The sequence below is a fragment of the Marinobacter sp. LV10MA510-1 genome (assembly GCF_002563885.1).
In the GTDB taxonomy this organism is placed as follows: domain Bacteria; phylum Pseudomonadota; class Gammaproteobacteria; order Pseudomonadales; family Oleiphilaceae; genus Marinobacter.
This window is the reverse complement of record NZ_PDJA01000001.1, coordinates 19,383-34,064: the sequence shown is the minus strand read 5'-3', so window position 1 is coordinate 34,064 and position 14,682 is coordinate 19,383. Positions and strand designations below refer to the sequence as shown.

The following is a 14,682-nucleotide window of genomic DNA, read 5'->3' as shown; positions in this document are numbered from 1 at the left end:
GCGCCCAGACACTGCTCAGGCTCTCGCCTGCAGGGCTCCAAGCCCGGCAACGGAAGCCTGTAGCAGGGTTTTCACGGCAACCATACCGTCATCAAGCGCGCGCTGAATGTCCGCCATGGTGATCACCGTGTCGGACTTGCCTGCGGCATAATTGACCACCAGGCATAAACTGACGTACCGCATCCCCAGCTCGGCAGCCAGTGCTGCTTCCGGCATGCCTGTCATACCCGCCAGATCACAGCCATCACGCTCCATACGGCGAATTTCCGCGGCGGTTTCCAGGCGTGGTCCCTGGGTGGCGCCGTAAACCCCGTGGCTGGAGAAGCTCAACCCCAGACGCTCCGCTTGCTCAATCAGAATCGCCCGCGCCGGCTCGTTGTAAGGCCAGGTGAAATCAATGTGGGTGACCTTATCCAGCTCACCCTCAAAAAACGTACCACTGCGGCCCCAGGTGTAATCAATCAGCTGATCCGGTATGACAATGTGGGCCGGTCCCATATCCGGGTGTATGCCGCCCACAGCGTTCACGCCCACCAAGGTGCGCACGCCGGCGTCAAACAGCGTCTGAATATTGGCGCGGTAGTTAATCTGGTGGGGCGGTATCCGGTGCGGGTTACCGTGGCGGGCCAGAAACAGCACGCGCTGCTGGCTCAACAGCCCACTGGTGAGCGCTGAAGAAGGCGTACCCCATGGGTTGGCCATACTCTGCTCGCCGGTTATCTGCAAACCTTCAAGAGCGGTCAGGCCGGTGCCACCGATGATACCGACGGGGTTTTCAGCGGCGTTTTGCATGACTTCCCTCCAGAGGTTCCTCAAGATGCCCCTTCGAGGAACCCTCCTGCGCATGGCTTTGTGAATCCACCTGTTCACGCTGCGGCTGATTGCTGCCCGGGCGGCCGCTGCGGGCTCTTTCGGTATCTTCAGCCACCCTGTCTTGGGCACCTTCACGGTTGCCGGTGCTGTGTTTGTCGCTGTCGCTGTTAGCAGCGTCTTGCTCGCTGCCTTCGGAGTCATCACGCAGAGAACGCTCACCGGCCTCGTTGCTGGCCCAATCGCCGTCTTGGGTACGACCCTGGTCACGACCGGAATTGTTCTCCAGATGCTGCAGCTTAATGCTATCAGCCACATGCAGCGTCTGGGTCGGGAACGCCACTTCGGCGCCATGGCCAGCTATAATGTCGCTGATTTTCAGCAATACGTCCTGCTTCACTTCGTGAAACTTCACCCACTCGCGGGTTTTTGTGAAGGTGTACACCATGATGTCCAGCGTGGAATGGCTAAACGCCAGAAAATTCACAATCAGCGTTTGGCTGACTTCGATCTCGTCGTGATTTTTCAGCATCGAGCGAATATCACTGACAATGTCGGTTACCCGGTCTATGTCACTATAACGTACGCCAATGGTTTCACTGATTCTGCGGTGCGACATACGTGACGGGTTTTCTACCGCAATGGTGGTAAACGTAGCGTTGGGTACGTAGAGCGGGCGTTTGTCAAACGTACGGATGGTGCACATACGCCAGCCAATCTGCTCTACCGTGCCCTCAATATTACGATCTGGCGAGCGTATCCAGTCGCCTACTTTGAACGGGCGGTCGAGGTGAATAATAAAACCGCCAAAAAAGTTGGCCAGCAGGTCTTTAGCGGCAAAACCGATGGCAATACCACCCACACCACCGAACGCCAGCACACCGGAAATACTAAAACCCAGGGTTTGTAAGCCAATCAGAGCCGCGGTAATGATCACCACCAGCCGCGAAAGCTTACTGATGGCGTTGACGGTGGTGAAATCCATCGGCTTTTTCATTTTGATCGGCGACACAACCACATGCTCAATCTGTTTGATCAGGCCCAGCAGCGCCCACACAACAACCCAGATGAAGCCAACGTCCAGCAGCGAATCGTTTGCCTTGAAAACGTCAGCCTCGGAATAATAATGGGCTATTTCTGCCGCCCAATAGACGCCCTGCAACCACACAAACGCCACCAGCGGCAGGCGAACAGCGTGCAGTAGGGCGTCGTCCCAGATATTTTTGGTTTGAGAAAATCTGTGCTCCAAAGCGCTGATCACGCGGTTAGCAATGTACGCAACGAGGGCTGTACCAAACACCAGAGCAAAAATAATCACCCCTGCCCGCCAGCCGGAAGACAACAGCTCGAAGCCCTCAATCCAGCCATTTAGTATAATTATGCCTTCCTTAATCATGGGAACCCTCAAATTCAAAATCAAAGAACGCGTTCACGTTGCTGCCCCAGTCGTCTTTCTAAAAAAATTGCACGCTAGAAAAATGGTTTTTATAAACAGTTACTAACAGATCATTACCGGCATTCCCGGCTGTAATCTGGCAAACAGCGTCACCAGGTCTGTATTGCGCATGCGCACACAGCCGTGGGACAACGGAGTGCCCATCGGCTCGGTGTCAGGAGTGCCGTGAATGTATATGAAGCGGCGAAAAGTATCGACCCCGGGGCCGCGATTTACGCCCCACTGCCGGCCGCACAGCCATACGATGCGCGACAGTATCCAGTCACGCTCGGGGTGGGCCAGGGCCAGTTCGGGGTTGTAGATTTCGCCGGTTGGGCGGCGGCCACGGAATACGCTGTTCAGTGGTTGCCCGGCGCCAATCATGACGCGAATATAATGTTGGCCCCGGGGCGTGCAACCACTGCCATCACATTCGCCGGCACCGTTACGCGCCGTAGACACCGAATAATCACCCACGCACACAGAAGAGTCGTCAAACAGTTGCAGACGCTGACGGGCAATATCAATAAGCAGATGGCTGACAGCAGAATCGCCGATAACCACAGTAGGCTCCGTTCAGGCTCAGTGGCGGCACTGGCTGATTAAAACACAGCCAGTGATTCCTGGTCGCAGGGCATAGGCGTCAGCATTGGGTCTTTCGCCTGCATGCCGGCCGCCAAAAACGGCACCAGCCGCGCAGCAATTTCCTGCACGCTGGTTTCTACGCCCATCTTGTTGACCAGAATATCACGTAAGGCTTCGTTACTGGACATAGTGAAAGCGGTGGCGCCAAGCATAAACTGAATGCGCCAGTAGCGATCTACCGCAGAGAGCTCTGGGGTAGCTTCTTTCAACAAGCGCATGAAACGGCTGAAAGGTTCGCTGTATTCCTGCTCCAGAAATTTTCGCAAATGCCCCTGCGACTGGGTATAAGCCAGGCCAAGAAGCCGCATGAAGATCGCAATGCCGCGTTCACTGCGCTGTGGCATTTGCACCGCGCTTTCGGTCAAAGCACGCAGGGTCTGGTTTAACGTTGGCGCTTTGCCATCACAACTTTTTTCCAGATCGTCAAACGCAGCTTCGGCGGTGGCCGAAAAAGGTGTTAGAAAGCGGGCAAAAACGGCTTGTATCAGGGATTTTTTGGAGCCAAAATGATAATTCACGGCGGCAAGATTCACTTTTGCCCGGCTGGTAATCATCCGCAGCGATGTTTCAGCAAATCCGCGATCGGCGAACAATTCTTCCGCTGCGTCCAGAATGCGATCTACAGTATCTGATTGCGCCATTGTAAATCCTGACTCCAGCAATAAACGTATGTTTTAAACATACGTTTGAGAAATCAACTTGTCAAGTTAGTGCTGTCGTCAACCGTGACCCACGACTAACCGGGGACAGATTTAACTGGGGACAGATTTCAAATCTGTCCCCGCTTTTCCTTCCGCCACTTCCTCTAACGGGCTCTGCTCCAAATCCTGCTGGCGGCTGTCCAGAAACGCCTGTTGCAGCCTCTGGTACGCTTTGTCGGCCTCTACCAGATAGAACAGATACAGGCGCACGTATTTGCGCTCGGTTAATTGCCCCACTAGTATATGCTTCTCCGATGCTTCCCGTAATCGCGAAAAGCTGTGACTTGCCAGCGCAGGGTTGAACGCCGCCATGCGCTGGCACTGCCACACCAGCCCATCGGCCCCCTCTAGATGCGCCACATGGCGCCTGGCGTCCCGCAGCATTTGCCCGCGCTGCTGCACTAGCTCCCGGTGTGACGGGCGTGAACTGAATACCCTGCGCACCGGTGGCAGTGCCAGCAGCAACGTAGTCACAAGCGCGCCAAAACCGGTACCGCCCAACCAGGCCGGTAAGACGCCAAGCACGCCGCCAACGAACAACACAGCGGCAACAAACACCGCCAGCAACCACAGATCCCGGCGCCTTCGCGCAGCGGAAATCCGGGCGTTGTCCGGCCATTTCTCCATCGCCAGCAAGTCATAATCGGCCAGCAGCACCCGGTCACATTGGCGCATCATCAAACGCAGCTGGCGCTGGCGGTTGGCCGCTTTATCACGGCTGCTACCAGGGGAAGCATCGCGGCTGTCCTCAGCATCGGCAGCCATTGCGTCAGACGGTTGCCTGGTGCTTTCATTTGGGCCGGTGGACGGTTGAGTGGTGTTTTGGGAGCCCTGGCCCGCAACCGCCACAGCCTTGTCCGCCACGGCCGGCGCCGGGTCTGCCGCCCGGCCTTGGCGCAATACCGCGGGCGCTGCGGCTGACGACGCCGGTGCCGGTGCCGGTGCCTGGGTGCCAGTATTCTGGGCCATGAGCAATTCCGTCTGAAAGTGTATGAACTTATTCATACTAACGGCGTGGGCGGCAGAATCTTGAGGTGCGCGTTGTTCCCCTGGCGTCATCTGGTTATTCTGGCCCATCGTATGCTACGTCATCTTAACCGCACGAGGCTTTCCCCATGTTTACAGGCATTATTCAGGGCATTGCGACCATTGAAGACATTATCACTGCGCCAGGGCTCAGTACGTTCGCCATCGCCTTGCCCGCCGGCAAAGCCGAAGGCGTAACTATCGGCGCCTCGGTCGCCATTAACGGAACCTGCATGACCGTCACCCGCCAGCAAGGCAATGTGCTGTATTTTGACGCCATGCAGGAAACCCTTCGCCTAACGACATTGGGCGACCTGATGGCTGGCAGCCTCGTGAATTACGAACGCGCGGCGCGCATTGGCGATGAAATCGGCGGGCACTTGCTGTCTGGCCACATTCACACTGCCGCGCAGATTGTTGATATTGTGCGCAGCGAAAACAACGTCAGCCTATGGTTTGAAGTGCCGGTAGCCTGGGCCCACTATGTATTTGCCAAGGGCTACATTGCCATTAACGGCGCCAGCCTGACCATTGGCGAAGTGCAGGAAAACCGCTTCAACGTGCATCTGATTCCGGAAACCCTGCGCGCCACGGTATTTGGTGAAGCCAGCGTGGGCCAAAGCGTGAATATCGAAATCGACAGCCAAACCCAAACCATTGTCGATACTCTGGCACGCCTGGGTTATGACCGCCCTGCCGTTTAATTCCGTTGTGTGATTTCGAAAGATGAAATCAAAGGGCGTAACCGAGAGCGGTGATCGACTGGCACACGCCTGGCTTTAACGGCTGGCTTCAAGCACCACAAATTTGGGAGTGGCGTCTGGCTGGCGCACCTGGGGGAAAAAGCGGCCAAGGCTGCGGTGATATCCCAGATGCCGGTTGCCCACCAGCAACAGTCGTCCGCCGGGGCGAAGATGGCGGCGGGCGGCGGCAAACAGCGCCAGGGCAATATGGTCACCCACTACCCCACCCTCGTGAAACGGCGGGTTCAGCAGTATCAGGTCGAACTCGCCTCCGTCTGCAGAAATGCCGTCGGCATAACGGAAAGAAAATGTGCTCCGGGGGAATTCGCGGGCCGCGTTCGCAGCCGCACTGATCACAGCCTGGCTGGAAACATCGCTGAAAGTCAGCTCAAGGTGGCTGTTAGCCGCAAGCGCTGCCAGGCCAAGTACGCCATTGCCGCAGGCCAGATCTAACACCCGGGCACCGGGCGCCAAAGCGGCGGCGGCCTGCGTAACATGGGGCAGCAATACCCGGGTGCCAATATCCAGCTTGTCGCGGGCGAACACCGCCGGCAGCGCTACTACGCTCCGTGCTTTTGCTGCTTCAGCGCCCGCTGCAAGCGAGTAGCCCAGCCACGCAGGGGTCCAATTTGTTAACTCTGCGCTCCCTTTGCGGCATATCACCACCCGCGCTTTTTTGCGCGCCGGGCATACCTTTTCGGTAACGACCGCCTGGGCAAACACATCCACACTGCGGTCTGGCAGGTGTTTTATCATGCCGCCAGCGAGCAGCACGCCGTCGTCTGCCAGCAAGGCATTTACCCGTCGCAGCAGCCAGGCCAGGTAGTCGCCATAGCGGGGAATACGCATGACCACCAGATCAAACAGACCGTTCAGTCTATAGGCGCTGTGCGGGCTGTTTGTTGCCATTGTCGTTGCTGTCTCCGGCGCCAACACCGGGTCGTCGCACCAGCTCAGAGGCACGGGCCGATCCCTCAGATTGCTTTGCAGTGGTGGATTCAAAGCAAGATTGTGTGCCAGCACCGGCCCAAGAGCCGCGCTGTCGGCCAGGGTAACCGGCTGCAAGTCCCATAGCCCTAGTGTAAGAGCACCAAAGTTGTCATCCACCACCAGCACCCGCGGATGTTGTTTGCCCGCCGGCTGTTTATCCTCTAGCCACTCATTCTCCACCCAATGGGTGGCCTGCTGCAGCAGCAGTTCATCCGCTGCATCCCAGGCTTGAAGGCTGGCCGTGTTGGCGTTTGGCCGCACGGCCTCATCAGGCGTTGGCGCAGGCGCCACACGCTCCAGGTTTAACGGCCATATCACTGCCGAAAGGCCCGGTACACCGTAAACTTGTTGTTTTCCGCCAGGCGTTCAACGGGACCGATGCAACGCCGAATCAGGGCCTCATAAGGCAAAAAATTGTTGGCCACCAGGCGCAACTCACCGCCGTGTTCCAGGTGGCTGGCCAGGTCGCGCACGAAACGCTCGGTCATGGTCATGTCAGTGCGCACGCCGCTGTGAAACGGCGGGTTAGACACCACCGCCTGCCAACGGCCGTCTAGCCCCGCAATGCCGTCAGAGGCAATAATTTCGCCCCGGGCACCCACTCGGTCATAAGTCGCGCGGGCGCTCAGCAGCGCCTGGGACTGCACGTCTACGGCGTCAACGCTTAGGTCTGCTCTTAGGTCAGTGCGTTCGCCCGTCTGCAGCCAGGCGCCAATAACCCCGGCGCCACAGGCAAAATCAAGAACTCGCAGGGCCATGCCGGCCCGCGTCGGCGGTATACCCGGCGCCGCCCGCACCGACAGGGTGGTCAAAGGGTTGCTGGCCAGGGTTTCCAGCAAAAGGCTTGTGCCCGAGTCCAGTTCGCCGCGGCTGAACACACCGGGCAAGCCTGCTACCTCTAGGTCCCGGCCGGCAACGCTGACCTGGCTCCAATCCAGCCAATCAGCGATGGCAAAGTGCGCAAGCGGTGTTACGTCTTCTGCACACCACACCTGGCAATGCCGCGCACTGTCAATCTTGTGCACCTGAGGCAAGGCCTCGCGCAGCTGTTTTACCGCGCCGGCAATGCCCTCTTTTTTCTCCCCTAGCACCAGCAGGCGGCCACCAGGGCGCACCAGCCAACGCGCCAGCGACAGCCGCACATCCAGCTCGGCGCGGGCCTTGGGCAAAAACACCACAACACAATCAAACGCGGCAGCGGTCAGAGCCGGGGAGTCATAACCAAAGGCCACCGGCCAGTTGCCTGCCTGCTCCAGGGCCTGGGCGTATCCGGCGTGTTCGGTCATGGCCAGGCCAGTGCTGCCCAAGGTTGCCAGTTCGGTCAGTAAATCCGGCGCAATAACGCCCAGCAGGGCGACCTTGCCGGTCAGACAGGAGCGATTACGAAGCAGCGCTTCGTGGGAATTCGGTAATGCAGACATGGGCGTTCCGTAATTCAGGCTTTAATCAGGCGGCCGGAGCGCACCGGGCGAAGTACCATTTCATCCACCGATTGCTGGCGGGTATGCTCGCTGGCGGCAGCGTTGGATATGGGTATGCCCATATCCCGCATTATGCCGTCACGAAGGTCGTACACGAAGCCGTGCACGGTTAAGTCCTGGCCACGCTTCCAAGCGTCCTGAACAATGCTGTTCTGGCACACGTGGTCCACCTGTTCAATCACGTTCAATTCGCACAGGCGGTCGGCGCGGTCTTGCACACTGATGATGGGTTCCAGAATGTGCCGGTAACGATCGCGCACGTCTTGCACGTGGCGCAGCCAGTTGGCAATCAGGCCAAAGCCCTCGTTCAGCAGGGCAGCTTTAACACCGCCGCAGCCGTAGTGACCCACCAATAGAATGTGCTTCACTTTCAATACGTCAATCGCGAACTGCAACACCGACAGGCAGTTAAAGTCGGTGTGCACCACCACGTTGGCCACGTTACGGTGCACAAACAACTCGCCGGGCATCAAGTCTACAATCTGATTGGCCGGCACCCGGCTGTCGGCGCAACCAATCCACAAATATTCCGGGGCCTGCTGATTTGATAACCGATCAAAAAACTGTGGGTCCTGTGCCTTGATGTTCTCCGCCCAGGCCCGGTTCTTGTCCAGTAAATAATCCAGCTGCCCCATCTATCCGCTCCGATTTGTAAGTTAAGGCGAAGGATTGAACGGGAATTGCTCCCGTTAATCAATACCTAGTTCACATCAGAAGCCGTTTCTGCCGTTTCTGCAGGTTCAGCTGGCGCCTGGTGCTCCGCCGGTGCCTGGTGAAGAGTTGTCTGGTGAAGGGTTGTCTGCGCCAAATCCAGCAATTCCCTCAGGGCCACAGAAAACATGGCGTATTCCGGCTCGGGGCTGCGTTTCAACTCGACCAGCATTTCCTGCCAGCGGTCAATCATCGGCTGGTGACGGGCCATCCATTGGTCCACGCACAGGGCCACATCATCCGGCTCGCCTGCTTGCTGCAGCACGCCGGTGGTCAGCGCCCGCTGCTGCCAGTTCAGATCTTCACGGAAACTTTCCCGCGCCAGCGACTGCCAGTGGCTGGCTGGCACCAGCGCCGAGATGGCGCCGGCAAACCAGTTCAGCTGCAAACGCTCGCTGACTTCGTAGTACAAGCTGGCCACGGTTTTCAATGGCACGTCTGTCGCTTCCTGGGCTTCGATAATACCCAGCGACGAATACAGATAGTCGGTACCGGCCAGCACCGGCGCCAGGTCTTCCGGCACTCCGGAATCTATCAGAGCCTGATGGCGCTTCTGCCAGAGTTTACGGGTTTGTCCGTTAAGGTAGTCTGGCAGGCCCGCGGTAATAGCCCAAACGCTGTCGGCAAAGCGCTCAATGTGATGGGCAATCGACAGTTCGGCGCGGCGATTACGCAAAAGCCATTTCACAGTGCGCCGCATCAGCCGCATCATTTCTTGCATCAGTTCTATCTGTAGCTGAGCGCTTACATGGAAATCCAGGTCTTCAATACGGTCCCACCAGGTGTCAACGCGGAACAGATCGCGGGCAATAATCCAGGCCAGGGCTATCTGCGCCGAATCGGCGCCGGTCGCTTGTTTGATGCTGTCGACAAAAATGATGCCCATGTGGTTGACCATATCATTGGCAATCTGGGTACCAATGATTTCCCGCCTTAGCTGGTGCTCGCCCAGCTCGTCGGCAAATTTGCGATTAAGCTCCCGCGGAAACACCTTGTACATTTCCCCCACCAACAGCGGGTCATCAGGCAGGTTGCTGGCCACCAGGGTCTGTTTTAAGTCTGCCTTTACATACGCAATCAACACCGCGAGTTCCGGCCGTGTCAGGCCTTTACCCGCCTGCTTGCGCTGGTTCAGGGCCTCGTCGTCGGGCAAAAACTCCAGCTCGCGGTTAAGTTTGCCTTCCGCCTCTAAGGAGTTCATCAGCCTACGACATTCTTCAATGCGTTTGGGAGCATCTTCGCTGGCGATGCTCAGGGCCTGGGTCTGGCGGTAATTGTTTTTCAGCACCAGCGCAGACACGTCTTCGGTCATGTCCTCCAGCAGCAGGTTGCGCTGTTTAGAGGTCAAATCGCCCATTACAATGGAGCGATTGAGCAGAATCTTTATATTCACTTCGTGGTCTGAACAGTCCACACCGCCGGAGTTGTCAATGAAGTCGGTGTTCAAGCGCCCATCTCTGAGCGCATATTCAATACGGCCGCGCTGGGTAAGGCCCAGGTTAGCGCCTTCAGCAACCACCTTGCAGCGTAGGTCGGCGCCGTTGATACGAACGCCGTCATTGGCTTTATCGCCGACATCGCTGTGGCTTTCACCGCCCCCTTTGACATAAGTGCCAATGCCGCCGACCCATAGCAGGTCTACCTGCGCTTTGAGGATGTGGGCAATCAGCATGTTGGGCGGCACCCGGTCTGCTTTGATTCCCAGCAGGGCTTTAATTTCGGGGCTCAGCGCAATGGATTTCGTACTGCGGCTAAAAACGCCACCACCGGCGGATATCAACTCGCTGTTGTAATCAGTCCAGGCCGAACGCGGCATTTTGAATAGGCGCAGGCGTTCTTTATAACTCTTGGCTGCGTCTGGAGACGGATCGATAAAAATATGGATATGGTTGAACGCCGCTACCAAGCGGGTTTTTTCCGAGCTCAGCAGGCCGTTGCCAAACACGTCACCGTCCATGTCACCAATGCCCACCACGGTAAACTCGTCATCCGCCGGGTTAATACCCATTTCGCGGAAGTGTCGCTCTACCGATACCCAGGCGCCGCGGGCGGTAATGCCCATTTTTTTATGGTCATAACCGTTGCTGCCGCCAGAGGCAAAGGCATCGCCCATCCAGAAGTCGTAGTCGGCAGACAGGCCATTGGCGATATCAGAGAATGTGGCGGTGCCTTTGTCGGCAGCTACCACCAGGTAGTGATCGTCTGCGTCTTGGCGTACCACGCTGAGCGGTGGCACAATATTGCCGTCCACCAAGTTGTCGGTAATGTCCAGCAACCCGCGAATAAAGGTTTTGTACGCTTCTTTGCCTTCGGCCTGGAAGGCCTCGCGGTTAGAGGTTTTCGGCAGCTGCTTGGCAACAAAACCGCCCTTCGCTCCCACCGGCACAATCACCGCATTTTTTACCTGTTGCGCCTTTACCAGGCCCAGCACTTCGGTACGGTAATCTTCAAAACGATCCGACCAGCGCAGGCCCCCGCGCGCCACTTTACCACCACGCAGATGCACACCTTCTACGCGCGGCGAATAGACGAATATTTCAAACATCGGGATCGGCAGTGGCATGTCCGGAATGCCGGTCGGATCCAACTTTACGCTGATGTAAGACTTGGGCTGGCCAAACTCGTCGGGCTGGTAATAATTAGTGCGCAGGGTGGAGTGAATCAGCTCTATATACAGCTTAAACACCCGGTCTTCGCTCAGGTTTTCTACTTGTTCCAGCCCGGCGTTGAATTCCACCAGCAGTTTCTGCTGCGTAGCCTCGCGCTTGGCCGGGCTGTAGCCGTTATCCGGATTAAAGCGGGCCTCAAAGTAGGCCAGCAGAACTTCGGTCAGGTTCTTGTGGTGGAACAGGGTTCTGGCAATAAAGGTCTGGCTGTTGGAAAAGCGGATCTGGCGCATGTAACGGGCATAGGTGCGCAGCAGCGCAATCTGGCGCCAGCTCTTGTAAGACGATTTCATCAGGCGGTTAAAAGCGTCGTTCTCGGCATCACCGCGCCACACGCGACGGAAGAGTTCGTCAAACAGCGGGCGCAAACGCTGAAGGTCAATCGTAGCACCGGAAACCGAGCGCAGAGTGAAGTCGTGCAGCCAGACCACTTCGCCATTGCGGCTGGTCATTTCAAAAGGATGTTCGCTGAGCACGCGGAAGCCAAAGTTGTCGAACACCGGCATCACGTCTGACAAAGGTACCGGATGGCTTGGATAGAACAATTTAAAGTGAATGGTGCTGTCGTCTTCTTCCAGCGCCCGATAGAAACTCATGGCCATGTCGTCGGTTTTGGCGGCGGTGGCGACGTATTCCAGATCAATGGCGGCACGGCGTGGCGAAAACATTTCCAGGTAACTGGCGGGAAAACCAGCACTCCAGTTACGCTTCATCTCGCTGCCCTTCTCTTCGCCCCAAGCTTCGGTAAGAGCTTCTAGCAGCCCGTCACTCCAGGACTGCGCCAGCCCGATTACCTTTTGTCGAATCTCGGCCAGTGGCAGCTGGCGGTTTTCCATAGGCGGCACGCGAATGGTGAACTGTACCCGCGCCAGAACCGATTCGGAGAAATAAGTGACAAATTCAACGTCTTCTGCGCCCAGAGTTTCTACTAGCACCTGCTCGACTTTCAGACGCAGCTCGGTGTTGTAGATGTCCCTTGGGAAATAGGCCAGACAAGACACAAACTGGCCGTACACGTCTTCGCGCATGAACAGTTCAATGCGTCGACGTTCCTGAATGTACAGTATACCCGTGGCCAGTCGCAGCAGTTCTTCGGTATTGAGCTGGAACAGCTCGTCACGGGGCAACACCGTCAGAATTTGGTCAAGCTCTTTGCCGGTGTAGTCGTCACGGGGGAAGCCAGACTGCGCCATCACACTTTCAAATTTGCGGCGAATCAGTGGAATCTGGTCTGGCCGCTCGTTGTACACTCGAGCGGTATAAAGGCCCAGAAAGCGCCGTTCACCCACCACTTCACCCTTCTGGTTGAAGCGTTTTATGGCAATGTAGTCCGGGTAGGCCGGGCGATGAACGCGTGAGCGCTGGGCGGATTTAGCAAAGATAAACACATCGTCAGTGCGGGTCATTTCCTGACCGGTGCGATTGGGCAGCTCACTTAAGCGCACACACGCGGGGCGTTCATTGGTCACCCGCAATATGCCCAGTTCCGAGTCTTTTACCCGGCGCACTTCCACGCCGTTTTTGTCGTTTACAAAATCGTACTCGTCGTAACCCAGAAACGTGAAATGATCTTCTTGCAGCCAGGTCAAAAACGCCTGGGCTTCTTTCTTCTGCTGCTTGCTGATACCGCCGGCGGAATGCTCCAGTTCCTCGCGACTTTCGATCACTTTGGCATTCACCCGGGGGAAGTCACCCACAGCAATGCGGACTTCGTGCAATACGCTCTGCAGCACCTGTTCCAGCTCGGCCATTTCTTCCGGCGCGCTGTGACGATCAATTTCAATGGCAATAAACGCCTCTTGAGCACACTCAGCCGGTGCCGCCCCGTTGGCATCTTTGCCATGCAGATCTGCCAATTTGCCATCTTTATCGCGGCTGATCTGTAGCACCGCGTGCTGAATGGAATGGGTACCAATTTCGCGCTGGTTGATGGCAATACGCAGTGAGTCAATCAGAAACGGCATGTTTGGGTGAATGATAAAGATCATCGTATGGGTCGATGCCCAGCCATCGCTTTCCAGATCCGGATTGAACACTGAAACCGGGGTCTCGTCTTGTCCGCGTTTGCGCAGGAACTGCCACGCCGCCATTGCGCAGCCATAAATATCTGAAAATCGCCGATTGACCAGTTCTTCCAGAGGTATCTGCGAGTAATGTTGGCGGGCAAATTCACTGATTCGGGTGGCTTCCGTTTTGGCAATCTTCTCGCCAAACGCCTCTTCTAGCTGAGAAAAAAATTGTTCCTTACTGGCCACTGTCAGCGCATTCATAGCGTACCTCTGGTTCGTGTGAACGATGGAGCTGGTTTTTATATCGTTTTTATGCCGTTGTTGTCGCACTAGGATATGCCAAGCGCTTGATTTTTGCCGGCATCTCCGAAAAATTACGGCAACTACTTATCATTTCGTTATCATTTCGTTATCAGTTCGTTATTGGTTCGATTGTTGTAGCATAGCTGTCTTTTACCGTTACCGGTCACGAGTGCCTTACCTATGTCATCGCAGTTATCACTACAGCAGACTTTTCTGGATCTTCAGAGCCAGCTAGAAACCCGTATTATTGGCCAAAAAACCCTGGTTAACCGCCTACTGATGGCTCTGCTGGCTGATGGCCATCTGCTGGTGGAAGGCGCACCGGGACTGGCGAAAACCACCGCCATCAAAACCTTGGCTGAATACATTGAAGGCGACTTTCATCGCATCCAGTTCACCCCTGACCTGTTGCCTTCCGATGTGACCGGCAGCGAGATCTATCGCGCAGAAACCGGTCTTTTCGAATTCCAGCGCGGCCCGGTGTTTCACAACCTGGTACTGGCCGATGAAATAAACCGCGCCCCGGCCAAGGTGCAATCGGCGCTATTGGAAGCCATGGGCGAACGCCAGGTCAGCGTGGGCATGAACACCTTCGCGCTGGAACCGCTGTTTCTGGTGATGGCGACGCAGAATCCGATAGAGCAGGAAGGCACTTACCCGCTGCCGGAAGCCCAACTCGACCGCTTTCTGATGCACGTGTTGATTGATTATCCGGACGCCAGCGCCGAGCGCAAGATTTTGCACTTGGCGCGCCGCGACTTTCGCCAGCCTGCGGCAACTGTCATCCGTCGGGTCAGTGCCAGCAAGGTGTTTGCAGCGCGCCAGCAAGTGGCCGACGTACACATGTCAGAGGCCGTTGAGGACTATTTATTGGCACTGGTGCTAGCCACTCGCAAGCCTGCAGAGCTAAGCCCGGAACTGGCGCGCTGGGCCAGTTTTGGCGCCAGCCCGCGTGGCACTATCGCACTGGACCGTTGCAGCCGCGCCCAGGCCTGGCTTGATGGGCGCGACTATGTAACCCCGGACGACATCCGCAATGTGGCCTTTGACGTGCTGCGCCACCGGGTGCTGCTAAACTTCGACGCCCAGGCTGAGGGCATCAGCACCGACGATTTTTTGCGGCGACTCTTAGAATGTCTGCCGGTAACGGCATAGTCCGCCC

11 protein-coding genes are annotated in these 14,682 nt (G+C 56.8%); 2 read left to right on the top strand and 9 right to left on the bottom strand.

Annotation, left to right across the window (positions count from 1 at the left end; genetic code table 11):
* Positions 1–15 precede the first annotated feature (15 nt).
* The 5 genes from ATI45_RS00165 to ATI45_RS00145 form a co-directional block, all read right to left on the bottom strand.
* Positions 16–792, bottom strand: coding sequence for an S-methyl-5'-thioinosine phosphorylase (locus tag ATI45_RS00165; RefSeq protein ID WP_098417765.1), 777 nt, complete (start codon positions 790–792; stop codon positions 16–18).
* Entirely contained in the window at positions 776–2,206 is a 1,431-nt protein-coding gene (locus tag ATI45_RS00160) for a mechanosensitive ion channel family protein (RefSeq protein ID WP_228735890.1), read from the bottom strand. Before ATI45_RS00160 ends, ATI45_RS00165 begins: the two co-directional genes overlap by 17 nt.
* Positions 2,207–2,308: 102 nt before the next feature.
* Positions 2,309–2,809 carry a L,D-transpeptidase gene (locus tag ATI45_RS00155; RefSeq protein WP_098417764.1) on the bottom strand — a complete coding sequence of 167 codons (501 nt, stop codon included), beginning with the start codon at positions 2,807–2,809 and terminating at the stop codon, positions 2,309–2,311.
* Between the two features lie 38 nt (positions 2,810–2,847).
* Positions 2,848–3,531 carry a TetR/AcrR family transcriptional regulator gene (locus ATI45_RS00150; protein WP_098417763.1) on the bottom strand — a complete coding sequence of 228 codons (684 nt, stop codon included), beginning with the start codon at positions 3,529–3,531 and terminating at the stop codon, positions 2,848–2,850.
* Between the two features lie 111 nt (positions 3,532–3,642).
* The gene (locus ATI45_RS00145; RefSeq protein WP_323807617.1) at positions 3,643–4,560 is read right to left on the bottom strand and encodes a hypothetical protein; all 918 of its coding nucleotides are present in this window, start codon (positions 4,558–4,560) and stop codon (positions 3,643–3,645) included.
* Positions 4,561–4,706: 146 nt separating this feature from the next.
* On the opposite strand from ATI45_RS00145, the gene ATI45_RS00140 reads away from it, so the two are divergent.
* Positions 4,707–5,321 (top strand): riboflavin synthase subunit alpha, encoded by a 615-nt coding sequence (locus ATI45_RS00140; protein ID WP_098417761.1) that lies wholly within the window; start codon positions 4,707–4,709, stop codon positions 5,319–5,321.
* A gap of 75 nt (positions 5,322–5,396) precedes the next feature.
* On the opposite strand, the gene ATI45_RS00135 is transcribed toward ATI45_RS00140, so the two are convergent.
* From ATI45_RS00135 to ATI45_RS00120, 4 genes are all read right to left on the bottom strand, one after another.
* A complete protein-coding gene (locus tag ATI45_RS00135) occupies positions 5,397–6,668 on the bottom strand; it encodes a class I SAM-dependent methyltransferase (protein ID WP_098417760.1) in 1,272 nt (423 codons plus the stop codon).
* Positions 6,665–7,771, bottom strand: coding sequence for a class I SAM-dependent methyltransferase (locus ATI45_RS00130; RefSeq protein WP_098417759.1), 1,107 nt, complete (start codon positions 7,769–7,771; stop codon positions 6,665–6,667). The genes ATI45_RS00135 and ATI45_RS00130 overlap by 4 nt, the downstream gene beginning before the upstream one ends.
* Before the next feature lie 14 nt (positions 7,772–7,785).
* On the bottom strand, positions 7,786–8,466 hold the full coding sequence (can, locus tag ATI45_RS00125; protein ID WP_098417758.1) for a carbonate dehydratase: 681 nt from the start codon (positions 8,464–8,466) through the stop codon (positions 7,786–7,788).
* A gap of 65 nt (positions 8,467–8,531) precedes the next feature.
* Entirely contained in the window at positions 8,532–13,478 is a 4,947-nt protein-coding gene (locus ATI45_RS00120) for an NAD-glutamate dehydrogenase (protein WP_098417757.1), read from the bottom strand.
* Between the two features lie 222 nt (positions 13,479–13,700).
* Between ATI45_RS00120 and ATI45_RS00115 the strand changes: the two genes are divergently transcribed.
* Positions 13,701–14,675, top strand: coding sequence for an AAA family ATPase (locus ATI45_RS00115; protein ID WP_098417756.1), 975 nt, complete (start codon positions 13,701–13,703; stop codon positions 14,673–14,675).
* Positions 14,676–14,682 lie beyond the last annotated feature (7 nt).